We start from the raw sequence: 25,716 nt of genomic DNA on the forward strand, positions 1-25,716 counted from the left end.
TCAGTGCCGACGAAGTATAGCTGGCTGATGTTGTCTCCCTCCAGTAATAGCAAGGCAAGCAAGGGTTCGCATGAGTTCAATCACTTTAATCAGCAGCACTCCTTCGATGTATTACTGCATGTCGTGACGACACCGCTGTTTGGTGCCATCCGTTATCTCGATTATCTGCTACACAGAGTAAGTGATAATATATTCAAGTTCTCTCTCAGAGATTCGTTAGCATCTTAAGATCGCAGTGACTTAGTTAATAATATTCATACTTATCATCGTCAGTTTGGCATTTTTCTATTAATAATAATCAAATGTGTATAGTAATGCAGATTCTATTTTCCCTGGTTGAACCATATCATTGGTGCGATAATAACGAGCTTTTAAACTTTTGTGAAAATTGTTTGAATCCGTTGTTGTTTTATATATGGCATTGTTCGCATCAATCTCATTATTATTCTCGTCGACAATTTGAATTCCATAACCTTTTGCTGCCCCTGGCCCCGTAAGTTTATTATTTAATATTGATTTACTTGAATTGTAAAAATCGCTTGTAAGCTTAAATGTAAACTGAAATTTTACATTTCCTGAGCAATTACTATCGATGGAAAATGGTTTTTCACCACTTACGGACCCTGCACTTGGAAAGGCTGAAGCTCGCACTTGTGGTAAATTAATAGTTGGTGAGCCAGGCTGTGAACATGTCGAGTTCGTGACAGTTACATTGGAAGAGCTGCTAACCATATTGGGTTTGGGCCAGGCAGTGCCGGTATGGTTATATGCATTTACTGTTACAAGGGGGATGGTGTTTATAGTATTGACCGTACCAACATCCCCAGTTTTAACAAACTGAACTGCAAATGGCATGGAGAAGCTTTTTGTACCCGTTTGAGAGGCACGTGTTAAATTCCACGTAAAGGATTTATTCTTAATAGTATATTCACCTGTTTGTGATGAACCAAAAAAAGAATCACTACTTACTGTTAAAAAATATCGTATGCCAATCCCTTGAGTGCCTGTCGCATATACATCATCGCCATAAGCAAGAGTGGCAACAGTTGCGAAGACAATTGACCCAGTAGTGCCAGTATCATTTGTAAAATTGACACTTCCGGAATAAGGAGAAGGTGCTATAAATTTTTCGGATATAACAGTTCCATTTGGAGTATCATTTGTAACATTAACTCTCCCGGTAACAGTAAATGTTGGGCCAGTCGCATCAATTTGAACGTTAGCATACGAAAACTGAGTTGCGAAAAAAAATATGAAAACAGAAAATGTAAGATGAAAGATTATCTTAAATGACATGTTTGCCTCCGAGACAATGATGATTTATTATTAAACAATAAGTTGATTTTATTTCCCTAATTTTTTTTCAAACTGAACTATTGCACCATCATCATTAATAGTGGTGTATTTTACTCTTGTGTCATTGACCACTCTGTTTTTTAATGAAATATGCTGGTTTCCTCCTGGTGCAATGAGAGCTTTATCGAGAGGTAATTCAATTTTATTGCTGCTAATATTAACTTCATTAAGTGACACAAAATAAGCACTTTTGTTTTTATAGGTCAATGTATCCCTAATACCATCATGCACAACACTCCATTCGAGATCGCTTCCGAATGTATTGTTTTTTAATGAATCAGGTCTGTACAAAAGCTTCATCCGTGTTCGCGTGGCTATCTTAATTTTATTATTACCATCATCAACTGAAGTAGGGATTTCAAGAACATTTAACCAAAATATTGATTCTTTATCAGAAGGAAGTGAATTTTCATTAGTATTACGTATACGTAACACCTGTCCCTTTTGGCTGTTAACTCGTGTTACAGGTGGAGTAAGGACAAATGGAATATTGATATCCGCAGGGTCGACTGTAGGATCACCATTGTCGATCCAGGACTGAAGCAATACAGGACTGTCACCATTATTTTTCAATTTTACCGTCACTTCACGAGCATTACTCGGATAAATGACACGCGTTCCTGTCACAACAATAGAAGCTTGTACTAGAAACGGAAAACAGAAAAAAAAGGAAATGATAATTTTTGTACTCATTATGATATTCGCCTATATAGCACAATTCTTAGCGTGGTATTGATTTAGTTTGTAGCCTTCAAAACCGACATTACATTATTTCAGTATAATTATGCCGGAAAACGCCAGGCAAAAATGTAGGGCCATTTACAGTTTACGTAGGAAGCTTCTGACTCTGAAGTCATGAACATTATTTGAAAACCAACATAAAATCATGGGTATAACATATTTTAATATCCACGACGTCAACAACTGAAGCTTAAATCCTTATGTTCAACTCTTTCCGGCAAATAAAAGGCCATGAAAGAATATTCTTACAACTTTACAGAATCAACCGACAGTCAAAATCTCAATTTTAAATTAAACTCAGATTATTACCGAATCCATTTCAACCTGAGCCATCTCCGATGGCTCTTCGAGGGTTCGTTTCCGCGTTTTGCTTGAGGTTTTAAACTTGAATATTTATATGCTGACAAATAATAACTACCTCTACCTTGGGCTCGATTTTCTGATTAGGGAAAAGTGTGAATACCAGTGCACCATGCTAAGTCAGAATAAAATCCATGCATTCTTTACATATTACACACCGAATTGCAATGATGTTTTCGTTGTTTCGTCGGATATGTTTGCAAAGAATTTCAATTACTTACTAAACATTAGAGACCTGGGATTGACAATTGTCATTGTCAACAAATTAAGAAACTCACCACTGGCCTCTTTGTTTGGCGTTTGTGCTATTACCTATCATTTTAGTGTAGAAGAACTATTCAATTGTATAAAAAAACACAAATCTAGCATTACGCAACAATTACCCCAAATGCCCCGACTTACCAACCGTGAACGCATTGTGCTTTTTAACATTACAAAGGGGGTAGATATACATTCGATCAGTGACTCGATGGGAATATCAGAAAAGACAGTGTACTCTCATATGGCAATTATAATGCGAAAAATAGGGTTAAAAAAACGCGTTAACGTTGGTTTACTGCCTTCGGTTTATATCAACTATTTATGTGCAGGCAACCAATCTCGCGTCATATATTAAAGAGTTTGATTCATTTTCATAACAAATCATAAAATATGAATGAAGGAATTTTCCTACAGCAAAGGTATCACTGCTTACATATTTATTTTACTCAACACGCCATAGTAAGACATCCTTCAGCGACCCTTTTAAACAGTGGTAAAATGAAGGTTATAAGGTTTATTTAATCGATGATGTGTTTATGGATGATGTGAATATGAAAAAATTAAATTTTGCATATGCTGCAGTTGTAATGGCTATAGCGTTTGGTCAGCAAGCAATGGCCTCTGACGGTACTATTAATTTTACAGGCAAAGTTACTGATGTGACTTGTACCGTTACTGCTACTAGTTCGAGTGGTTCAAATGTGACGTTACCAACGGTTTCTAAGACTGCATTAGCCAATATTCATGATACGGCTGGTGCTACTCCGTTCAAGATTTCCTTAACCGGTTGCACAGGCTCTCTTGCAGATCCCGTAAACGTTGCTGTTTACTTCGAACCAGGTGGCAACGTTAACACAGACGGTCGCCTGAATAATACTGCTGTGGCCGGTGCTGCTCAAAACGTAGATATTGCTCTATCCCTTGCGGATAAGGTTTCTGAAGAATTGAACCTAGGTGTATCACCAACGGTCAAATATGCCACGATTGATCCTGACGACAAAAATGCTGAGATGAACTTCGTGGCAAAATATTATGCCACTGGTGCAGCAGAAGCTGGTGCGGTAACTTCAAGCGTAACTTACTCCATCGTATATCCATAATCTTTAATTGCTAACCACACGGTGAGTCAGGTACGTGATTCACCGTTTTAAAAGTAAAGATCCGAGTTGTAATAAAGGTAAAAGTAACATGACTATTTTTATTCACGGTAAAGGTATGCAATACACCTTACTCCTTTTGAGCATCTTATTAATTCCTGTTGCAACGCAGGCCTCTGTTGTTGTTACAGGAACCCGTGTTATTTATCCGGCAGATGCCCGTGAAATTACCGTGAAACTGAATAACGATGGCAATTCACCATCATTAATTCAATCCTGGATTGATAATGGCGATCCTAAAGCAACGCCAGACGTTGCCAGTTCTCCATTTATTCTTACACCGCCTATTGCTCGTATTGACAGTCAAAAAGGGCAAACATTACGCATTCGCTTTGCCGGTGATAAAACACTGCCACAGGATAAAGAGTCTATATTCTGGCTTAATGTTCTTGAACTACCCCCAACAGTAGATAATGGTAAAAATAAATTAAAAATAGCCTTTCGCACGCGATTAAAAATCTTCTATCGCCCGGTAGGTTTGAACGATGATGTAGCTAAAATGGCTGGCCAATTGGAATGGCGTATGGTGCGTAATGGTAATCAGATGGATCTGGATTGTTATAACCCAGGGAGCTATTTTGTTTCTTTAAATAGCGTGCACATAGAAAATAAAAGTATTTCCTTAAATATGAATAATGGGTTGATTGCACCGAAGCAACATCAGCATTTTAAAATCAATACCAGCGCCTCACCAGGGGCCAAAATTAAGTATGCGACAATTAATGATTATGGCGCAGTCACAGCCTGGGAATCATCATTGAAAAACTAATAATAATATTTTCCTCAATGGGCCCTGGGGAAATTTTCGCCTTGATGTGTAATGAGCAAGAGTTATCTATGAACAAGTCTATCAGTAAGTCGAAAAGACATTGTCGTATTTGCCATGACCTTCAGCTCAGTCCTTTAAAGATTGCAGTGACGATGGCAGCGAGTCTTTGTCATATATTCTCTCCAGTTTTTGCGGACTCAGGGGATGAGTTGCTCATTGCCAATTTCGATAAATCTATGCTGTGGGGGCAAGGTGCTCGTGCAATTGACTTAACACGTTATGCGGCAGGCAACCCAATTGATGCGGGTGTACAAACACTGGATGTGACTGTTAATACACTTTCATTCGGTCAGTTCGATATTAAATTTAATGAGGTTGACCGCCCGGGTCGGGCAACTCCATGTTTCAGTGCAGCATTACTTGATAGCTTTGGCGTGAATACCGACAAACTCCCGGCTGCTGTAGGGGTTAGTGACGGTGGCGTGTGCGTGGACTTTTCCAAAATCCCTAACGCTAGCTATGAAGTGAATACCGGCGATCAAAGTTTGATGCTGAGTATCCCACAAATTTATATGCGCAATAATCCGCGTGGATATGTCGGGCCTGAACGTTGGAATAATGGCGTCACGGCTGGTTTTATTGACTACACGGTAAACGGTTATCAAAACAGCCGTAATGGCCAATCAAGTCAAAATATTTATGCCGGTTTCAACATGGGGCTGAATCTCGGTGCCTGGCGTTTACGCCAACGTTCGACTCTCAACTGGGACGACGAAAACGGCAGCAAGGTTGATGCTATCAGCACCTATATTCAGCGGGATATCGACGCATTACGCGCCCAACTTACGCTGGGTGATACGTTTAGCGACGGTGACCTGTTTGACTCCGTATCTATTCGCGGAGCCAGAATCGCCTCCGATAACCGTATGTTGCCTGACTCTCAATCAAACTATGCCCCAGTGGTACGTGGAATAGCGACCACGAACGCCCGTGTTACGGTGCGCCAGCGCGGTTATGTGATTTATGAAACCACGGTATCACCAGGGAATTTTGAGATTTCAGATCTTAACCCCGGCAGTAATAACGGGGATCTCGACGTTACTGTGACCGAGGCTAATGGCGAGGAAAAACATTTTGTCGTGCCATTTTCATCGGTAGCACGTTCTCTGCGCCCTGGGGTTTCACGTTTCACAGCGAGTGCTGGATTGGTGCGTAATCTCCAGTACAACAGCAATCCTCACCTTGTGCAGGCAACCTGGCAACGCGGGCTGACTAACATCATGACGGTTTATGGTGGGGTGACCGGCTTTGAAGATTATAAAGCGGCGCTATTAGGGGTTGTACTTGGCACGCAGTGGGGGGCTGTGGGTCTCGATGTGACACAGGCAAACACGGACTTAGGGAAAGAAAAATTCTCAGGCCAATCAGTTCGAGTCAGTTACAACAAAATCCTGACGGATGTTGGGACGGACGTGACTCTTGCCGCTTATCGTTACTCCACCGATGGCTATTTTGGTCTGAGTGATGCCTTGTCTGCCACCGATCAGGTGAAGGCCCAAGGCGATGAGACAGCAAATAGCATCCGTCGATTGCGCACTCGCAGCGAAGTTATTGTTAACCAGCGTCTGACCGACAGCGATTATGTCTATATCAGCGGTTCGCGTCAGGATTACTGGAATGACTCTGGTTATGACACTCAATTGCAGGCTGGCTATACGCGTAGCTGGAGCTGGGGAAATACCAATATCAGTGTGGCTCGTACCCAGGATCCGTACGGAAAAGACGACAACCGCGTGATGGTCAGCTTCTCGTTGCCTTTTGGAACCCGTAGTTATCTGACGACAAGCGCCAGCCAGGGTAGTGATGGCAATAGTAATCTGCAAACCTCCTTTAACTCCACGGTTGGTGAAGATCAACGTCTGAGTTACGGGATTAGCGCTTCGTACGATCGCGCCGATGCCCAGAGCAGCAGTAAATCGCTCAGCAGTAATGCGCAGTACCGGACGTCATTCGGCACGCTGAATGGTTCACTGAGTAAAAGCGCTGATTATCACCAAATATCTGCGGGGATTAGTGGTTCAGTGGTGGCCCATCCTGAAGGTGTCACTTTTGGTCAAAGCCTCGGCGATACCATCGGAATTATCAGCGCGCCTGGTGCCAAAGGCGCGCAGGTACTAAATGCCCAAAACGTTGAGCTAGATGGCAGCGGCCAGGCCGTGGTGCCTTATCTAACTGCCTATCGCCGTAATGAAGTTTCACTTGATCCAATTGGCCTGTCAGACGATGTGGAGCTTAAAAATACCAGCCAGGAAGTTATTCCAAGAAGCGGGGCGGTGATGTTGGTGAAATATGACACGGTGAGTGGGCATGCAGTGTTGATTAAAAGCCGCCGTCAGGATGGTAGTCCATTGCCGTTTGGTGCCAGCGTATTCGATAAGCTGGGTCAGGAAGTGGGGGCTGTTGGCCAAGGGGGGCAAATTTTTGCCCGCGTAAACGACGAGAGCGGCGATTTGTTTGTCAGTCTAAGTGATAAGAAAAATAGCCTGTGTGTTATTCCTTATCGACTAGCTACTCACTCAGAAAAGAACATAAGCAGGATTGATGCTGTCTGTCGTTGATAAAATTTGCCAGCAAAAAGTGTAGTGCCGTTTCAAAAATAATGACTGAGTTATATATGACTTTAACCGAAAACAATCTGGCGGACAGTAGCAACACGCTAGCGACCTTTACCATGAGTTATCAATAATCATGTGTGCTCGTCTGCATTGGGTGCTGTGGTTAATTCTTGCGCTGCCGCTAAGCGTTTTTGCGCAAGCCACACATTCTTCTTTTGCCCAAAGTTCCATGCAACTCAAACTTCTTGGTCGTTCAACCGCATCCGAGTTGAACTTTCGGCTTTCCGCAGAGCAGTGGCAATGGCTGCGTACTAAGAAGGTTATTCGCTTCGGTACGGCGGTTCCGGATTACCCGCCCGTTGATATCACCGCCAGCCAAAAAGAGTATGAAGGGATAACAGCTGATTATTTGTGGATCTTGCGCAATGCGTTGAAAACAGAAGTGCAGGTATTTGTCTATCCCTCACGTGAGCAAGCTATCACGGCTTTAAAACGCGGGGATATTGATGTGATGGGGCGCTGGAGTGGCCGCGAATCTGCTGTTCCAGAGTTACTGAGCACGCATCCCTATCTCAAAAACCAACCAGTTCTGGTCACCCGCCTGGATGATCAGCGAAGCGTCAGCACAGATCTGCAACAACGCCGCCTGGCGATGACAGAGAATTATGTCGCCGGTACTGAGCTAAGTAGACATTACCCCCATGCCATCGTTAACACTTTTGCTTCTGTCCGGCGTGCGCTGGAGTCCGTTGCGTTCGAACAATCTGACGTGTTCCTCGGCGATGCGTTCACGACCAATTATCTGATTAATCAGGGCAGCCTGGCGCGTCTAAGGGTGAGTAACTTCCCAAAATTTGATGGCCAAGGTTTTAGCTTCGTACTTCATCAACGCAATGCGCCACTCAGGCAAATTTTCGATAGCGTTCTGTCGGCTATTCCGTCAGGCGAAACAGCGAATATCCTTCACCGCTGGAGTGGTGGCGCACCCATCTCATTGGATGACCAACATCTGGTGCTCACTGTGCAAGAAAGCAAGTGGATGAAAATGCATCCTCACCCACGCTTACTGGTTGATACCTCGTTTGCGCCGTTTAGCTATTTTGACGGTGAGCAGCTCAAAGGAATGTTGCCTGACTTACTTCTGCTGATACAAAAACGCACCGGTTTGACGTTTGATATCGTCAAATCGCCTTCCATGAGCCAATCGTCCAGGTATCTGGAACAGAATAAAGGCGATGCTGCAGCTTCACTGGTGAACAGCATGGACCCCGGCAATAGCATTGCCCTCACGCGCCCTTATCTTAGTAGCTCATTTGTAGTAGTCGCGGGCAGCGATAACCTCAAAATACATGATGTTGCCGATTTAAAAGGTCAGCGTTTGGCGGTTTGAAAAGAGCTGCCGTTCATTGATTTATTGCGTTCGCGCTATCCGGATATTCAGATAGTGGAAGAGGATAGCCCTGAACAAAGGATGAAGCTGGTTGCCACAGGTAAGGTTGCAGCGAGCGTGAATACGCTTATCTCTGCCAATTATTTAATTTCTCACCGTTACCCGCGAGAGTTACGTATTGTCACGTCGCTTGGTCGCGACCCCGGTCGATTTGCCTTCGGTGTACGGGCAGACCAGCCTGAGCTACTCAGTATTCTGGATAAGAGCTTATTGGGTATTTCCCCGGACGAAATTTCTGCTATTGCCAACCGATGGTATCTATCAGAAGAAGCCGAAAGCACGCTGTGGGAAACACATCGGACGCATATCATATGGATGATTGCAGCCAGTATCATATTGATTTTAATCACACTTCTTTGGAACTGGAATCTACGCATCAAAATTGCGGGCCGGCAGGCAGCGGAACGGGCATTGAATGACCGACTGGCATTTAAACGCGCTCTATTGGATGGCATCCCGCTGCCGGTTTATGTACGTGATTGCGAAGGGAAGATGATCAGCTGTAACCGTAGTTTGTGTGATGTTTTGGGTATTTCCCGTGAGGAAATTTACGGTAAGTACATTACTGAAGGGGATTGGTTATCTGCTGAAAATGCAGAAATTTATCAGCGCCAATACCTGAATGCCGTCGCGAATGCCCGCCCGACACTTTCCGACCAACAGCTGGTTATCCGCGACAAGACCCTGGATGTCTATAAATGGCTCGTGCCATACCATGATTCTCAGGGAAAGATGATTGGCATGATTGGGGGATGGGTCGACATGAGTGAACGTAATCGTCTATTGCTGGAACTGCGCACCGCTAAAGAACAGGCCGACCGCGCGAACCAGGCTAAAAGTATTTTTCTTGCCACAATGAGCCATGAAATTCGCACACCTATTAGTGCGGTTATCGGCATGCTTGAGCTGGCACTACGGCGGGGAGATGAAGGGGAGTGGGAAAGGGAACCTATTGCGGTCGCTTACGAGTCAGCTAAATCCTTACTCGAACTGCTAGGCGATATTTTAGACATCGCTAAAGTTGAATCCGGGCGCTTTGAACTTGACCCTGAACCCTGTAACCCGGCTATGGTAGCCCGGAGCATTGTCCGTGTGTTTGAAGGGTTGGCAAAAGATAAGGGACTAGATCTGAGGCTGACGATAAGCCCTGAAACGGATACTGAGGTGATGGTGGACCCTCTGCGCTTAAAGCAGATTTTGAGTAATCTAGTCAGCAACGCGATTAAGTTTACCGACCGCGGTATTGTCCATGTCCAATTGGATAACGAAAACAGCCGAGCCGACGAATTAGCCTTAATAGTACGAGTAATTGACAGCGGCATTGGTATTTCTGAGGAAGCGCAACGCCGTCTGTTCCAGTCATTCTCGCAGGCACATGATGCAGGCCAGTCTTCTCGCGGTGGTACCGGTTTAGGTTTAGCCATTAGCCTGAAGCTCGCACAGATGATGTCAGGGGATATCTCGCTGTCGAGTGCGCCTGGCAAAGGGACTACCGTGGTCGCTAAGTTGCTGTTACCACGGCTGGCTACCAACCCGCAGCCTGTCCAGTCGGCCAAAAAAGTACTTTCCGCCAGGAAGTCATTAGTGGCATTAAAGGTGCTTATTGTTGATGATCACCAAACCAACAGGCTGTTACTAAGTCAGCAATTGAGCTATCTCGGCCATCACGTTGATATCGCCTGTGATGGCGTAGAAGCCTATGAATTATGGTGTAAAAACCATTACGACTTGTTGATTACCGACTGTAATATGCCGCGCATGAACGGTTATGAACTGGTGAAACGTATCCGTCAGGATGAAAATCGAAAAGGGAAAGTACATTGCAAAATCTTTGGTTATACGGCCAACACGCAAACAGAAGAAATCGAACGTTGCAAACAAGCCGGCATGGATGATTGCCTCTTCAAACCTATTGGCCTTGAAGAACTAGACGCACGCCTGGAAGCACGAGTAAGCACTACTGCTGTATTTCATCCGCATCAAAACGTTTTTGACCCAGGTGTAATCCAACAATTTACTGCCGGGGACCATGCTAATACCCAGCGTTTTCTTGAAAGCTACATCCATGAAAATCGACAGGATCTGGAAGCTTTATGCGCGCAATATCCAATGGCTGACACATCACAACTTTGTCAGCACATTCATAAAATGAAAGGGGCTGCACGCATTATAGGCGCGCAGCAAGTGGCAACATTATGCCAACAGTTGGAGACTTTGGTCAGAGATGAAGATGATGAGAGAATTATAAATAATTCAGTTGAAGAACTCGTTAGGGCAACTGAAAAACTTGAGTTGGAAATTACCTGCTATCTAAATTCATTAATTCAAATGGCATAATCATGAACAGTCAAAAGTTACGCGCAACAAACTCAGACAGCTCGATAATATTTTTGGCATTCAATTTTTGCATCAAGCGCATTTTATAAGTACTGACCGTCTTGCTACTAATAAGTAAATCGCGAGCAATTTCTTTATTCGTTACACCGCGAGCAAGATAGCGCAAAACCGTAACCTCTCTATTTGAGAGTGATTCAATTAACTCCTGGTCATAAACCGGAGTAGCATAATTCATCATACTTGCAGAGACGGTAGTAGGGAAACAGCTAAACCCCATTTGAACAGCTTTAATCGCCCCCACTAAATTAGTTAAGTTATTATCCTTACTGACAAAACCTGCTACACCAGCGCGAATACAACGCCCAACATAAATCTCTGCACTCAATCCCGTCAGAACAATAATTTTTGCTTTGTTGTCGGATAATTGCAGGCGTTCAATGACTTCAAAGCCATCAAGGCCGGGTAAACCAATATCGAGAACAATAATATCGGGCTTTAACTTACGCGCCAAATCGATAGCAGTAACGCCATTACTAGCTTCCCCGACGATTTCATACTTCTCTTTTTCCAGCAGCATATGCATAGCGAGCCGGATAATGGGGTGGTCATCTACAATTAGAATGTTACACATCGCTGTTCCTCAATCAGTAAGCCTTCCTGAAAGCAGGTTGGACTACAGAAATAATCCACACTATGAGTAGTGTTTCGCAGAGTATGACAGCGTAGTCATTGTCAATATGTCAGTCTTGTCTCGTTAGATGTAGGATTATTCTGATGCTTTAGACGTGATGAGAAACCTTGTTGACAACGATGCGTTAGGTTGAAGTTCATGTCTATAATTATAAAAGATTATCAATGCGCGCTGGATTTAAAGAGGTGTAAGAGTGAGTAATGTGTTGATAGTTGATGATCATCCGATGATACGCTTCGCTGCAAAATTACTGCTTGAACGACAGGGGATGACAGTGGTTGCAGAAACTGACAATGGCATTGATGCCCTGAGTTTAGCGCGATCAAGCCATCCTGATATTGTGGTTCTGGATATTGGCATACCTAAACTTAACGGGTTGGAAGTTATTGAGCGTTTACGAAACCAGGATAGCAAGATAAAGATAGTTGTTCTTACTTCCCTGAATCCTGCCGTCTATGCCAACCGCTGTATGTTAGCCGGTGCTGCTGGATTTGTTTGTAAAAGTAATAATTTAGACGAGTTGGTCAGCGCCATTCGCGCGGTACTTTCTGGGTTCAGATATTTCCCTGATTTAACCACAGTATCCATGCGCAAGGACGATGGGGCATTAGACGAGTTGCCATTGGTGCAGTCGCTTTCTGGCCGAGAGTTGAGTGTCTTGAAATATCTTGCTGATGGATTAAGCAATATCGATATTGCCGAGATGATGCTGATCAGTAATAAAACGGTAAGCACCTATAAAACCAGACTGATGATTAAATTAAATGCGCGATCGTTAGTTGATCTTATCGAATTTGCCCGCAGAAATGCTGGGAATCTTTAGCTCAATGCCATGGATAGTGTAATGAATAACACACAGAAGGCATATTTTGCTTTATTTGCCGATGTAATCCCCATCAATGCCAATGCCTCTTTATCTGAGCGAAGTGTTCTTTTGAGTATTGCAGATTGGCCATGGGAATATTGGGTATGGTTATCTGCAGTACTTCTACTTTGTGTCATTTTGTGGAATTCCTTTCTCTGGCGACAAATATATCGCCGTAAATTGGCAGAACGAACTCTGCAGCAACAAGTTAATTTTCAACAGACGTTTTTCGACAATATTCCTCATCCCATTTACATTCGTGATCGGGAAGGTCGGTTAGTAACTGCAAATCGCAGTTTTTGTCTGAAGACGGATACTGATCTTAAAGCGTTGGTTGGCAAAAAAATAACCGAACTGGGCTGGTTTTCATCAGAGGAGGGTGAGGCTTTCCAGGCAAGGTATATTGATGCTTTAGACAGCGAACAAACGCTGTTCGGCGACTTACAACTAAAAATGAAAGACCAAACCATGGAGGCCGAAGTTTGGCTCATTCCCTATCGGGATGGTCAAGGCAACATTGCCGGTATGATTGGAGGATGGACTGACGTTACTGAGCGTTCACGGTTGTTGCTCGAAGTGAGGCAGGCAAAATTAATTGCAGAGCAAGCACGTGAACATGCTGATGGAGCAAGTAAGGCAAAAAGTACTTTCCTGACTACGATGAGCCACGAAATACGTACGCCAATAAGTGCCGTCATCGGTATGTTAGAGCTGGCCTTACATCAAAGTGAAAAGGGGATTTGGGATCGTGAATCGATCGTAGTCGCCCATAATTCCGCAACGTCATTACTTGCTCTGTTAGGCGATGTGCTGGACCTGGCTAAGATTGAGTCTGGCCAACTAACTTTTACTCCACAGCGTTGTAATCCTCAGAAACTAACTGAGGGGGTTATTCATGTTTTCAATGGCCTGGCGCGTGAAAAAGAAATCACGCTTGAACTTGAGACCGATAATCACGTTACTGACGATGTTTTCATGGACCCATTACGTTTTCGCCAAATTCTCAATAACTTAATCAGCAATGCGGTGAAATTTACCGATACCGGCGGTATTAAAGTCAACTTGTCGACACGCCTTGCGGACAACGAACAGGTGCTGATTAACGTTCGCGTCAAAGATACAGGTATCGGGATTGCGAATGATGAACAGCATAGATTATTCAAGTCATTCAGCCAGTTATCTGAAGCCAGTGGTGTAACTCGTGGCGGTTCTGGGCTGGGGTTAGCTATCTGCAAAGATATTGTCCAAATGATGAAGGGAGAGATAACTCTCAAGAGTCAGCCAAGAATGGGCACTCAGGTTGAGGTTAATCTTTGTGTACCTGTGGTTACTGTGCAAGCACCTGAACCCGCAGCATCAGAGAACTCATCATCCTTTTTATATGCTAACTCTCTCAAGGTGCTCGTCGTCGATGACCATCCGGCAAACCGCATGTTACTTGATAAGCAACTGACATATCTTGGGCATCAAGTGTGGCTGGCAGAAGATGGAGAGAAGGGATTAATTCAATGGCGGCAACGTGATTACGACCTCGTACTTACCGACTGTAATATGCCTGTGATGAATGGCTACGAACTTACCCAGCAAATTCGTAAAAACGAACAAGGTACTAAAAGATGCTTGATCTTTGGCATTACCGCCAACGCTCAACATGAGGAAATTGTACGGTGTAAAGAGGCGGGTATGGATGACTGCCTGTTTAAGCCTGTAACACTTGAGCATTTACGCAGACGCTTGAACAATTGGGACACGTTATTATCAAATCCGATGTTTGATGATATCTCTGGCATTGAAACTATTACCGGTGGCGATCCCATGATGGCGATGCAATTAAGCAGGGGCATCATAAAAGAAAATCGAGAAGATCTAGATAAGATCAAGAAGGCGCTACAAAAGGGCCACATCGCGGAAATATCGTCTATAGCCCACCGAATTAAGGGGGTAGGGAAGATGCTTAATGCGCATGCCCTAACTAATAGCTGCGAGCAATTGGAGATAGCCTGTCATTCTCAAAAAAACATCGACGCAGCTGTTGAAAAATTGCAGGAGGCAATCAATATTCTCGAAACGGCATTAAGGGTATATGACGTCTAGGCTATTAGCTGCATGGCTGCTGCATATAAATTAGGGTGACGCATTGATCCTTAACTAACCAAATCGTGAGCTATGACCCTGTATAAAAACGCGGAACGTGGTTAATAGATAGCTTCGCCCGAGTTCAGACTTAGCTAACAGGATGCAATATGGAAAATTACGCGAACAAAAGCGGTGATTCAGAAGTTGTCAGTTTCCAGATTGATACCAACTCGATCAAAGTCCGTTTTAAAAATAATCACGTCTATCTCTACGATCTTCGCCATCCAGGACCTGAACATCTGGAAAAGATGAAAGAGTTGGCTCGAGCTGGATGGGGCCTGAATACTTATATAGAAAGCGAAGTAAAATCCGATTACTCATCAAAAGTCTTTTAACACGCAATACGGAACTGTGGATGGCTGCCAGTCAGCTACTTCAGTTCCGTTTTGTTTTCAGGCAGTCCACCATGGGCGATGGCATGCGAATCTGGTAAAAGGCGAGGAGAGTTAGCGTGGTGAGTTCTGAGATGGTATCGAGTTTGTATCCTGATATTCAAGTTAACTTATGTTGAGAGTGAACTTGGTTCATGAGTAGTGCGGCGATTAACTAGATGTTTTCCCTATAAAATTCCCCTCAAAAATGACATGTTTAAAAATCACCTTCATGAACTAACATGTCTGTTCAGGGTTGTGTTACACAGTTCAGCCCGATTTAAATGACTACGAATGAGCTGATACGACCTGTTGTCTTCAGAGTAAAATTAACTGAGAATATTCTTATCTTGGTGGTTCTGGCCTATCGCACAAAACCACGTATTAAAGGACTATCCCATGTCAGGCTTTATTCGAGACCCTCTTAGTGATATTCAGCTCATCGCCGATAACTTACGAGACCGTTATAAAAGCGGTTTTCCCGTACTGAAAGAGATCGTTCAGAATGCGGACGATGCCAGAGCGGAGTCGTTACTACTTGGCTGGCACGAGGGGCTTGGAGGTGCTGAGCACCCTTTATTACGTGACCCGGCAATCTTCTTTGTCAATGATGCCAGGCTGAGCGATGCGGATGCTAAGGGTATTCGCTCAATAGGATTGGGTAGCAAAGCCGGTAATCAGCATGCAGTTGGCAAGTTTGGCCTTGGAATGAAAAGCCTTTTTCATCTGGGTGAGGTCTATTTCTATATCGGTAGCGACTGGCAGGAAAAAGGACAGGACGCTAAAGCGGATGTGCTAAACCCCTGGAGCGATCAACGACCAGACTGGGAGCATTTCAGCGAAAACGATAAACGTCTACTGCAAAGTACAATAGATTTACTGGATTCCGAATTTGCCTCTAAGCCCTATAGGTTTATTGTCTGGATCCCACTACGTTCGGAGTTCATTGCCGCTGAACGAGGTGAGAAATACAATTACATCATCAATAGCCCTGATTTTAAGCGCACGATACCTTCATTTATTACCGCTCCCCACCTTCCTGTGCAGCTGGGCCACTTATTGCCCATGTTGAAAACACTCAAATCTGTCTCCGGATACACTGTTACAGGGGCGCGTGCAACACCGCTTTTTGCCGTGCGGCTGCAGGATGGTTCTGGCAGATGTACCTTCCCGGATACAGGACAGGCTCAAAACTGGCAGGGGAAGATCTCCCTTCAGTCCGGGCAGGGCGAAATGCTACCTCATCTTAACTATGTTGGTGTTGAGACGATGCTGGGGTCAGAGCCTTTCATACAACTGAAAGCCCATCAATTTTGGCCGATCAGCTACGGGCGAAATTCTGCGGGTGCAGAACAGAAAATTGAGGACAAAACAAAGCCTCATGCGGCGGCGGTGCTGATTGCCAGAAAAGCTGAGAATGAGCAATCGACGCTTACCGTTCGCTGGGCGGTATTCCTGCCACTGGGGGATCAAGATGTCTTTCAATCGAAACAAACGTTTGTGACCCACATCGCCGGCAATACCTGCTTTGAGCTATTCCTCCATGGCTACTTCTTTATCGATGCCGGACGCGTTGGGATTCACGGTCAAAAGAGTATTGGTGAGAATGTTTCCCTTGAGCCCAGTTCTGAAGAGTACGTCACTCATGAATGGAACCGCCTGTTGGCCAACGAGGGAACGTTGCCGCTGATTTTGGCCTCGGTCAGCCAGGGGGCTGCTCGGTTATCTTTGACGTCTGAACAGACGATGGCGCTGAGCGAGGGATTACAAAGATATTTTAGTAGTGAAAGGGGTCGTTACCAGAATCACGCCACCGCAAAAAATCAGTGGGTTTTCCAAATGTTGCCAGGGGAACGAAGCCGTTGGTCACTCATTGCGGGGCAGCAACAAACACGACCACTCCCGACTCCGGCCTCTAATGACTATGATCGCGTATGGGATACTTTACCTGGGCTGAAAACGCTGGCTGAAAATTATGCACTGTTTGAACTGCGTAAACCCAATATCCTGGCACCGCAGAATTCTTACTGGACGAGTGAAGAGGTTAGCACGCTTCTGAAATCAGTCTCCCCGCGCGTGTTTGAGTCTCAGATCCAACTTGGCTATCTTAACGACTTCCTGGAGAGTCTTCCGGAGCCGTTTCTGAAGAATAATGAACGTTGCCTGAATGCCTTAATACGCCTGGCTAAAAGCTTTATGAGTGAAATTAGATTACCGGCGTTATCCGCAAACAAATCGGCGGTCTGGCGGTTCCTCTGTTTCATTCCGGGTACTTATCGCTGGGTATTTGGAATTGAAAGGGATGAGCAGCTCTTGTGGGACACCCTTCCGCTGAGTGAGACAGGTCGATTGATCATACCTGCTTGTATTGTTCCTGACGGAGAGCCTGGCACAGGTACGCTGAATGTTGATGATGCAGAAAAATGCCTGGTCGCGATTGCCCAAAGCACCATTCAGGATGAGCGAAAAGAGAAAGCTTCGCTTGAATTTCTCTCTGCGCTGACACCATTCGACAGAGATGAAATACTTAAAAAACGCGATACGATAAAGCTATTCAGGGTTTATCGTCCGGGGCAATCCAGGGCATTTCTGGAGTCCCGACGGACGCTCCAGGAACTTTTCCAGCAGCGCCGCTTATTCCGACGCGGTGAGGTCGGAAACTATCAGCTTGGTGAGTTTCTCGAAGGTGCCTTAGCGGATCGTCAGGTTGTCTTCATCAATAAAGACGTAAACGACAAGTTGTTTAGCGGCAAAGTCACCTTGTGTGACACGCGGGCCGTGCTGCATTTACTTGAAAACAGACCGACGCTGGCAGTTGCAGAACGGCGCGCTCAACTGGTCTCGAAGCTCCAGATTGACCACGCGATAAGCGCCGAAGAACAGCTTGCTGTGCGGTATTTACTTCATGCCAGCAAGCTGGATATCGATCCGTCATGTGAGCTCTGGTCCGTTGTCCATGAAAATCCAGTCTGGTCCTTGCTGCATAAAGCGACGCTGGCCAGTAATGAGGACTGGCATATCATTCCTTCTGCTCTTTCTCGCGCCCTTAGGTTTAGCTACCAGGAAAGAGAACGTATCAATCTTAAAGAGATGGATGCCCACAATGTACTGGAGGCACTTGGCGAGGATATCCTAGCCGTAGATTTTTCTTCGCTGGTGCATACGCAGGAATATGCGGAGGAGATTCTGCGTTACATTGAAGATGACTCCATCTGGCGAAAGCTTCCTCTTCACAAAACGGTCAGCGGTGAATTTGTAGCCATTACAGACCAGTGTGCGCTTTACAGTGACTATCCGCTTCCGGAAACGCTGGCACAATCGGTCATCTGGATTGAACGCGCCTTGTCGCGAGAGGTTCAGAAACAGCAGGACAACTTTTTGCAGGGGATTGACGCGGATAAAGCGATTGCCCTCGCTCTCGGCCAGCAGATGCCATCACAATACAATCACTTTATTATTGAACAACTAAACCAGTCCGGTAGATTGCCAGGGCTGGACGAACTCAAAACAAAGCCCTGGCTACTGGCCAATGGCCACCCAATAGCACCTGCTTATGTCATTGCCGGGCAACCTGAAAACTGGCGATCGTGTTATTTGCTGAGCAAAGAGAGCAACCAGATTTTCTTCGCCGGACAGATAGATACTGCCAGTACACATGATCTTGCCCTGATTACGCCACTTTTGCTAAACAGCGCGGATGAGATCGCTGCCGCTGCACTGAAAATAGCGGCAATCACGCCGGGTTATCAGATTGGCCAGTGCCAACCGACAGCGGAAGTGCTGAAACAAGCGGCGAATTATGCTGACGTCTTTAGCTCTCTCAGAGGCTGGAAACTACTCATTGAGTGTTTTAACTTTTCCAGCGAAGGCGTTATTCCGCCAGCTAGCGCGGGAGTGCTAACAGGAAACCAGGTTGATGCTGACCAACTGGTGCAGGCGCATGAGCGTCTGGTCTCTCTGGGCATCCCGGCAGAGGAGGTTGCGCAACTTCGGAGAGCCCTGCTGACCGCCATATGCGCCACTCCCAGGGTGCGTAATCTGTTGCCAACATTAACATTGCGCACCCAGGCGAACAGCTACGTGAACGCCACGCAGCTCTGTTACGGCGTTATCGGTGCAGCAGGGAAAACGCTGCTCCATGAGCAGGACTGGCAAATCATCAAATCAGCGCTGCCGGAGAGTGTACAAGAGTCTTCAGCGATGGAATCGTCCATCGGCCTGGCTGATAGTACGGCCTTTTTGGGCACGGCCGGTATTCTGGAATCCTATTTCTCTCAATGGCACAGTCAGGTCACTAATGGGTTAGCGGTCGCGGTCAATATGCTGTTGATGTCCGGCACTCCGGGCGTCGAACATGTGAGTCTCCCCTATCTTGGGCAACATACTCCCGATGATCTTATTGGCAAAATGGGGGAAAACTGGAAGGTACTGACTTCTACTCCGGATAATCCTGTGCTCTTTCCGGGGAAATCGCTTCGGCAGGCTGTCTCCTCTATGACGTTTTCTCTGACCCAGTTTGAAGGTGACAGGGCAACGGTTCACTCGATCATGAACACCCCGATCGAAATTGAACTGGAATCCGACGCCCGGACGTTGTTCATCTGGGAAAGGCACCGCTTCGCAAGTTCGACAAAAATAGGACTCATGCTACGCAAGCTGCCGGTAATGGAAATGGGGGAGGCGCGTCTGCTTGAAATTCTCAAGCAGAGTGCCGAGCTGCTGTTAGAAAAAGTCTACGGTCAGCGACTCCCACTAGACCATATCTGGGGTAAATTCACAGGTGCCGAGCAGTTGGATATTTTGACAGCCAAAATAACCATGCTCGACAGTATCGTGTATCAGTTAGAAGAGCTTCGTCTGAACGATGCGCCACTGGCAACGCTGATAGAAGGATATTACCGGGCACGCGTTCCGGAAAAAGGGCGCTTCAATGAAGTTGAACGTGCTCGGGCGCTTGAGAAAATTAGCTCTGAAATTGAGCGTCGTAACGACCTGCAGATAGCAATTCTGGAGGCTGTGCGCCATAAAATTACCCAGGCACAGTACCATCCGCAGAGTATTCCCTTCGAATTATTCCAGAATGCGGATGATGCGGTCATCGAACTGGCAAAATTGGGTGTTGGAGCGGATGAAATCAATGACCGCAGCGTGTTCAGAGTGCGATCTGGTCACGGTGAACTGCAATTTTTTAACTGGGGACGAGAAGTTAACCAGTTCCGGGCTGCGGGCAGCGCGATTGATGGTACAGAGTTCAGATTTAAAACCGATCTGGAGAAAATGATTGCCCGGAATCGGTCGAATAAAGATGAGAAAACCACCGGTAAATTTGGTCTGGGCTTTAAAAGCTGCCTGCTTGTTACCGACAAGCCGCATATCGTTTCAGGGCGTCTGGCTGTTCAGATTGAGGGCGGGATTTTACCCAAAGTCAGCGAGGATCATGATGCCTTGTTCAGGTTGGTACGGGAGGAGCGCCTTGAGGGAGTCTACAAACCGACGTTGGTGTCATTACCACTGCAGGAAAAGTTTACTCCTGATATCGTGCTGCAGGCTTTCAACCGACACGTCGCACTACTGCCGGTCTTTGCCAGACAGATTCATACTATTCAACTCAACGGCGAGTCGTATCACTGGAAGCCAAAATCCAGCGAACTCATTGAAGGCTTGAGTTTTGGATCAGTGCGGGTTTCATCCTCAAAGCGTAAGAGTGATATGGCTATTGCAGCCCTGAAAACAGAGGCGGGGAGCTTTGTTTTCCGCCGGGGAGCGAAGGGCCCCATTCCATTAGGAAATAATTACAGCATACCGCGTCTCTGGAATCTCGCGCCGCTTCTGGGAGAGATCAAACTCGGCTTTGCGATCAATGCGAATTTCGATGTGGATATTGGCCGAAATCAGTTGGCGATCACTTCGGCTCATAACCGGCGACTCTTCACTCTTCTTGGCGGTAAGCTTGCGGTTTTCCTGGCACAGTTATTCCAGCGCAGCCAGCAAAACTGGCGGGCGATTAAATCGGAGTGGGAACTGGATGATGAGACTGACTTCGTCACGTTTTGGGGAAACCTGTGGCAGGTGCTGCAGGAGAGCATTCCCGGCGTAAAAAGCCAGGCGGGGAGTGACGGCGATGTTGATTCGTATGCTGATTTGATTCTGCAAATGTTCAGCGCTGAGGCTGGAGGGATCTTGTCGTTCTATCACTCGCATAAAGCGCTGCCCACCGATATGAGCGATGCATCAGCTCCTCTTATCTCGATGACGACAGTAACCCACCGGGCAAGCGAATTACTGAGTAATATCTCTTCACAGGTTTCAGGGCTTTCAGCCTTACAGCGCTACTTCAAGAATGAGCAATTGGTAAGCTATACGGTAGGGCGTTCCCTTTTCGATTTAGGCCTGCCAGTTCCTGCACTGGAACTGGAGACATTACTGGACGAAGAGCTGGATGACAGCTACCTGTCACCGTCTAAAGCCGCGCAGCTTCAGCCAATTTTTGATGAAACCTTTGATAACCTGCTAAACAAAGAGAAGGCGACTCAGGAACAGGTTGAACGATTCAAAGAACGATTGGCGAAAGTGACCTTATTGATGGAAAACCATGCCCACCGACCGGTTAAAGAAGCGCTATTGCGGCAGGTACAAAATCCCGCTGGGGATGAAAATTTAGTCATTGATTTTGCTCCACAATCTTTCATTTTGTCGTCTCAGTATAGTGACAATGATATTCGATTTATCGAGAGATGCCGGCGTGCTACCCGGCCATACGATGCAAAAACACTGGATAAGTGGGCGCAGTTACCGGAGGTTGAATCTGATCCCCGCAAACAAAAAGCGCTGTGCCGGTATCTTGTAAATGGGTTGTACGGTGAGGCGCTCGCCGATGGCTTCAAGGCAACACGCGCTCCTCACTGGCTGTTTACTATCGATGTTCAGCATTTGGATAAATGGGGCTGGAAGAAAAAAGATATAGATATCTTCCGTAACGTTCGTATGGTGACGGACAATGAACGTAACAAACGAATAAATGAGCAGCTCATTAAAGAGGGCCGATCATCACTGGGCTTAACTGATGCACTGGAGCATATTTATGATTGGTGGGAGAAAGAGGCTCCAGAACGCACAGAGTATGAAAGCCAGCTTTATCCGGATGGCCAGTTTGACTGGTTAGCGATTAAAGAGGATGACAACCCTGAACGTTTCAACAAGGCATGGCTCCAGCTGCTGTTTTTGGGCTCCTGCCAGACTTTGGGACGTACACGGGAGTATCAACATCGTGATGCGCTGAAATACTTCAGCCAGCAAAAATGGTGGGATGTTTTCGTCCGTACGGATAATGCGGATGAGTGGTTTGAGGTTATGGATCGCTATCTGGCTAAGTCCATCACCGGTGAGGCGTACCGGGTATGGCTGCAGATACTGCCGCTGTATCGTTTCTCCAGTAACATGACGGATTATATTGATCTCTTTTGGTCTGCAGAATCGGGGTTGCCGAACATTAACAACCTTATCCGGCCAGGACAGAGTGCAATGTTGTCCGGTAGCAATTTTGCGCCACCCGAGTTGAAATCAACGCTTGGCATCGGAGTGAATTTTATCTTACGTGAGCTGTGTCGCCATAATGTTTATGAAGATCACTCACTCGCACCCCATTGCTATATGGCCTCTGCTGGGGTCCGTGATTTGCTAAGTCATCGGCTACCGGAAGGGGGATTACAGCTGGATTCAGCCTCTGCGGAACATTCAAAGGTAATTCACGCTTTTCTCTGTCAACACATGGGTGAAGAAAAGGCCACGTTTAACGGTGCTTTTGATATTCCGTTACGCGTCCTTGCCAGAAGTGAAAATCGAGAGTGCCTTGCAGATATTCTGAAAATTGGCAGCTGGAACGAGAAAAATGATGAGTGATGACGAAATTATCTTAAGTGCAGGCAGCCAGGTCAGACATCCTCGCTTTGGGATTGGCGAGGTGCAACTGGTCCGAAATGGAACTGCGCTGGTCCGGTTTGAAAGCGGTTTTCAGGAACGCCCGGTTAACGAGCTTGAACTCGTTAAAAGTTCCATTGATGCCATCGCCGAGGGCCAGTTTGATAACCTCCGTGAAGTCATTGCCCGCTGTCAGGCACTGGCCATTCGCTCGATCAATGATAGCTGGGGAGTCTTTTCGACGTCACGTATCAACCTGCTGCCGCATCAGCTATGGGTATGCCACAACGTTCTGCGGAAATGGCCGGTTCAGAAATTAATTGCAGATGATGTTGGCCTGGGAAAGACCATTGAAGCCGGTTTAATCTTATGGCCGCTGATTGCGAAAAAGCGAGTGCGGCGTTTGCTGGTGTTAACACCGGCTTCGCTGGTATCGCAATGGCAGGAACGACTCCGTCTGATGTTTGATATCAGGCTGACGCTATATTCTCCGGATATCGATACGGAACGTTCTGATTACTGGAATACACACGATCTGGTCGTGGCATCATTGCCCACATTGCGCAAAGACAGCCATGGCCGGCATGATCGAATGCTCAATGCCGAAAACTGGGATCTGTTGATCGTGGATGAAGCCCATCATCTCAACAATCAGGAAGATACGGGTGCAACACTGGGCTATCGTTTTATCCAGAACTTAATAGAGCATAATAAATTTGAGTCACGGCTGTTTTTTACCGCCACGCCCCATCGCGGCAAAGACTACGGCTTTTTCGCATTGCTGCACCTGCTGCGGCCCGATCTGTTTGAACCTAATAAAGCGGCTGACGCTCAGCTTCAGGGCGTTAAACAAGTCGTCATCAGAAATAACAAGCAGCAAGTCACTGACATGGAAGGGAATAAGCTGTTTAAACCCGTCCAGGTCGGTTCCAGACCGTATATGTTCTCTGCCGTCGAACAAGCTTTTTATGACAAATTAACCAACTTTATTCTAACCGGCCAGGCTTACGCATCCTCTCTGACGAAAGTCGATCAGCGCGCTGTTCAACTTGTGCTGATCGCGATGCAAAAACTTGCTGCCAGCTCGGTTGCCGCAATTTACGCGGCAATCAGCGGCCGTATTCGTCGACTAGGAGACAGTAAGCTTCGGTTACAGGACATTGGGCAGGCGTTATTGCTTCTTGCTGAAGAGCTTGAAGCTCCCGAACTGGATGACCATTACGTCGAACTGGAAGAAGAGTACGCCAGTGTGTCGGTACAGGTGGCACTCATGGAGAATGAGCTGCCAATGCTTGAAGAGCTGCAGCTCCTGGCCTCAGAGGTTCAACAGGAAACAAAGATCCAAACGCTAATCGATGTGCTTGAAAATGAATTCAAGAACCGAACGGTTGTCTTCTTCACGGAATATAAGGCTACCCAGGCACTTATCGCCAATACTTTACATCAACGCTACGGCTTTGGTTCAGTCGGTTTTATCAATGGAGAAGGGCGTCTGGAGGGCATTTTTAATGAATCTGGAGAGCGCTTCAGTTGGACGATGAACCGCTATGATGCTGCGGGGAAATTTAAAGAGGGAAGCATCAGATTTATTATTTGTACCGAAGCCGGTGGGGAAGGGATCGACCTGCAGGATAATTGCTATTCCATGATTCATGTTGACCTTCCATGGAATCCCATGCGCCTGCACCAACGTGTTGGACGACTTAATCGCTATGGCCAACGCCAGCAGGTAGAAGTCATCGCTTTACGCAACCCGGACACCGTAGAGTCAAGGATCTGGGATTTGTTAAATACAAAAATTGAAAACGTTATGCGCTCTTTAGGCGCTGCCATGGAAGAACCGGAAGACCTGTTGCAGCTCATTCTTGGTATGACGGATAAAGGCTTTTTCAATGCGCTTTTCTCAGAGGGATTTGCTGAGGATCCTGAAAGCTTAAAAAAATGGTTCGACTCCAGAACGGGAACGTTTGGCGGACAGTCTGCCGTGAGTGTGGTTAAAAATCTGATTGGTCATGCAGAAAAGTTTGAATACCAGAATCTCGACGAGGTCCCCAAACTGGATCTTATCAATATGCAGGGCTTCTTTGACAATATGCTTAAGCTGAACGGACATCGTCTTGAGATGAGTGACGAGGGTCTAATGAGCTTTAAAACGCCTAAAATCTGGAGTAATCAGTTTGGCATCAGGCGCCGGTACGATTGTCTCTCATTTGACCGTTCAGTGAAGGATAAAAAAATCGAAATCCTTGGAGTCGGCCATCCCATTTTCGATAAAGCCATAAACCAGGCAGAGCAATTTGATGCCACAGCGGCTATTGCAAAAGGTATAGAGGCTCCGCTATTCGTATATTTGCTGCGAGATCAAGTTACCGGTGATAACGGCAATCAGTCATTTACTATTGTTGGTTTGAGTGCAGGCCCAGAATTCAAACTGCTTATCAATGAAGAACTCATGCTTGAACTTTCCAGTCTTTACGAAAATATTCCCAGAAATGTCAGAGATGTGTTCTGGGATACAGAATATCTCTTTGATCACACGTCGTGCCTTGCCGGGGTAGAAAAAGAGCTTGAAGAAAGGTTACCAATGATGAGTCTGCCCTATGAGCATATCACTTACTCGTTGATAGCGACTTTTTTGCCTTATGAAGACAATGAGACAAACTCTGATCACTCAGGCTAACCGAGCGCGT

12 protein-coding genes and 1 pseudogene are annotated in these 25,716 nt (G+C 46.0%); 10 read left to right on the forward strand and 3 right to left on the reverse strand.

The genetic code is table 11. The annotated features are described in order from the left end of the window. Positions 1-288: 288 nt before the first annotated feature. Together EDF88_RS02230 and EDF88_RS02235 are read right to left on the reverse strand one after the other, a co-directional pair. The gene (locus EDF88_RS02230; RefSeq protein WP_134182583.1) at positions 289-1,296 is read right to left on the reverse strand and encodes a fimbrial protein; all 1,008 of its coding nucleotides are present in this window, start codon (positions 1,294-1,296) and stop codon (positions 289-291) included. Positions 1,297-1,344: 48 nt separating this feature from the next. Further along, positions 1,345-2,049, reverse strand: a complete 705-nt coding sequence (locus tag EDF88_RS02235) for a fimbria/pilus periplasmic chaperone (protein ID WP_134182585.1) — start codon at positions 2,047-2,049, stop codon at positions 1,345-1,347. Between the two features lie 1,205 nt (positions 2,050-3,254). Here EDF88_RS02235 and EDF88_RS02245 point away from each other — a divergent pair. From EDF88_RS02245 to EDF88_RS25040, 5 genes and pseudogenes are all read left to right on the forward strand, one after another. Then, positions 3,255-3,818, forward strand: coding sequence for a fimbrial protein (locus tag EDF88_RS02245; protein WP_134182589.1), 564 nt, complete (start codon positions 3,255-3,257; stop codon positions 3,816-3,818). An 88-nt stretch (positions 3,819-3,906) separates the two neighbouring features. Next, a complete protein-coding gene (locus tag EDF88_RS02250; protein ID WP_134182591.1) occupies positions 3,907-4,644 on the forward strand; it encodes a fimbria/pilus periplasmic chaperone in 738 nt (245 codons plus the stop codon). Between the two features lie 209 nt (positions 4,645-4,853). Beyond that, positions 4,854-7,262 carry a fimbria/pilus outer membrane usher protein gene (locus tag EDF88_RS02255; RefSeq protein ID WP_166671935.1) on the forward strand — a complete coding sequence of 803 codons (2,409 nt, stop codon included), beginning with the start codon at positions 4,854-4,856 and terminating at the stop codon, positions 7,260-7,262. A 226-nt stretch (positions 7,263-7,488) separates the two neighbouring features. Continuing rightward, positions 7,489-9,729 (forward strand): annotated as a pseudogene (locus EDF88_RS24855) (transporter substrate-binding domain-containing protein); the annotation flags it as partial. Positions 9,730-9,876: 147 nt separating this feature from the next. Beyond that, positions 9,877-11,046: a response regulator gene (locus tag EDF88_RS25040; RefSeq protein WP_279586325.1), complete on the forward strand. Its 1,170-nt coding sequence runs from the start codon at positions 9,877-9,879 to the stop codon at positions 11,044-11,046. Positions 11,047-11,056: 10 nt separating this feature from the next. Here the strand turns inward: EDF88_RS25040 and EDF88_RS02270 are convergent, their stop codons facing one another. Continuing rightward, positions 11,057-11,677, reverse strand: coding sequence for a response regulator transcription factor (locus EDF88_RS02270; RefSeq protein WP_134182598.1), 621 nt, complete (start codon positions 11,675-11,677; stop codon positions 11,057-11,059). A 253-nt stretch (positions 11,678-11,930) separates the two neighbouring features. Here EDF88_RS02270 and EDF88_RS02275 point away from each other — a divergent pair, with 253 nt between their 5' ends. The 5 genes from EDF88_RS02275 (at position 11,931) to EDF88_RS02295 (ending at position 25,706) form a co-directional block, all read left to right on the forward strand. Beyond that, positions 11,931-12,560: a response regulator transcription factor gene (locus EDF88_RS02275; protein WP_134182600.1), complete on the forward strand. Its 630-nt coding sequence runs from the start codon at positions 11,931-11,933 to the stop codon at positions 12,558-12,560. Between the two features lie 21 nt (positions 12,561-12,581). Continuing rightward, positions 12,582-14,696, forward strand: a complete 2,115-nt coding sequence (locus EDF88_RS02280; protein ID WP_166671937.1) for a response regulator — start codon at positions 12,582-12,584, stop codon at positions 14,694-14,696. Positions 14,697-14,845: 149 nt separating this feature from the next. Next, positions 14,846-15,073 (forward strand): hypothetical protein, encoded by a 228-nt coding sequence (locus tag EDF88_RS02285; protein WP_134182604.1) that lies wholly within the window; start codon positions 14,846-14,848, stop codon positions 15,071-15,073. 435 nt (positions 15,074-15,508) lie between these two features. Next, positions 15,509-23,008, forward strand: a complete 7,500-nt coding sequence (locus EDF88_RS02290; protein WP_134182606.1) for a hypothetical protein — start codon at positions 15,509-15,511, stop codon at positions 23,006-23,008. Continuing rightward, complete coding sequence (locus tag EDF88_RS02295) at positions 22,998-25,706, forward strand: DEAD/DEAH box helicase (protein ID WP_243839567.1); 2,709 nt, start codon at positions 22,998-23,000, stop codon at positions 25,704-25,706. Before EDF88_RS02290 ends, EDF88_RS02295 begins: the two co-directional genes overlap by 11 nt. Positions 25,707-25,716 lie beyond the last annotated feature (10 nt).

The organism is Buttiauxella sp. BIGb0552 (assembly GCF_004366275.1).
Lineage (GTDB): Bacteria > Pseudomonadota > Gammaproteobacteria > Enterobacterales > Enterobacteriaceae > Buttiauxella > Buttiauxella gaviniae.

Excerpts from the sequence above, each read along its gene's own strand:
- EDF88_RS02295 (WP_243839567.1), top strand. The coding sequence starts at position 22,998 with ATGATGAGTGATGACGAAATTATCTTAAGTGCAGGCAGCCAGGTCAGA.
- EDF88_RS02250 (WP_134182591.1), top strand. The coding sequence starts at position 3,907 with ATGACTATTTTTATTCACGGTAAAGGTATGCAATACACCTTACTCCTT.
- EDF88_RS02230 (WP_134182583.1), bottom strand. The coding sequence starts at position 1,296 with ATGTCATTTAAGATAATCTTTCATCTTACATTTTCTGTTTTCATATTT.
- EDF88_RS02280 (WP_166671937.1), top strand. The coding sequence starts at position 12,582 with ATGAATAACACACAGAAGGCATATTTTGCTTTATTTGCCGATGTAATC.
- EDF88_RS25040 (WP_279586325.1), top strand. The coding sequence starts at position 9,877 with ATGGTGGACCCTCTGCGCTTAAAGCAGATTTTGAGTAATCTAGTCAGC.
- EDF88_RS02285 (WP_134182604.1), top strand. The coding sequence starts at position 14,846 with ATGGAAAATTACGCGAACAAAAGCGGTGATTCAGAAGTTGTCAGTTTC.
- EDF88_RS02245 (WP_134182589.1), top strand. The coding sequence starts at position 3,255 with ATGGATGATGTGAATATGAAAAAATTAAATTTTGCATATGCTGCAGTT.
- EDF88_RS02235 (WP_134182585.1), bottom strand. The coding sequence starts at position 2,049 with ATGAGTACAAAAATTATCATTTCCTTTTTTTTCTGTTTTCCGTTTCTA.
- EDF88_RS02270 (WP_134182598.1), bottom strand. The coding sequence starts at position 11,677 with ATGTGTAACATTCTAATTGTAGATGACCACCCCATTATCCGGCTCGCT.
- EDF88_RS02290 (WP_134182606.1), top strand. The coding sequence starts at position 15,509 with ATGTCAGGCTTTATTCGAGACCCTCTTAGTGATATTCAGCTCATCGCC.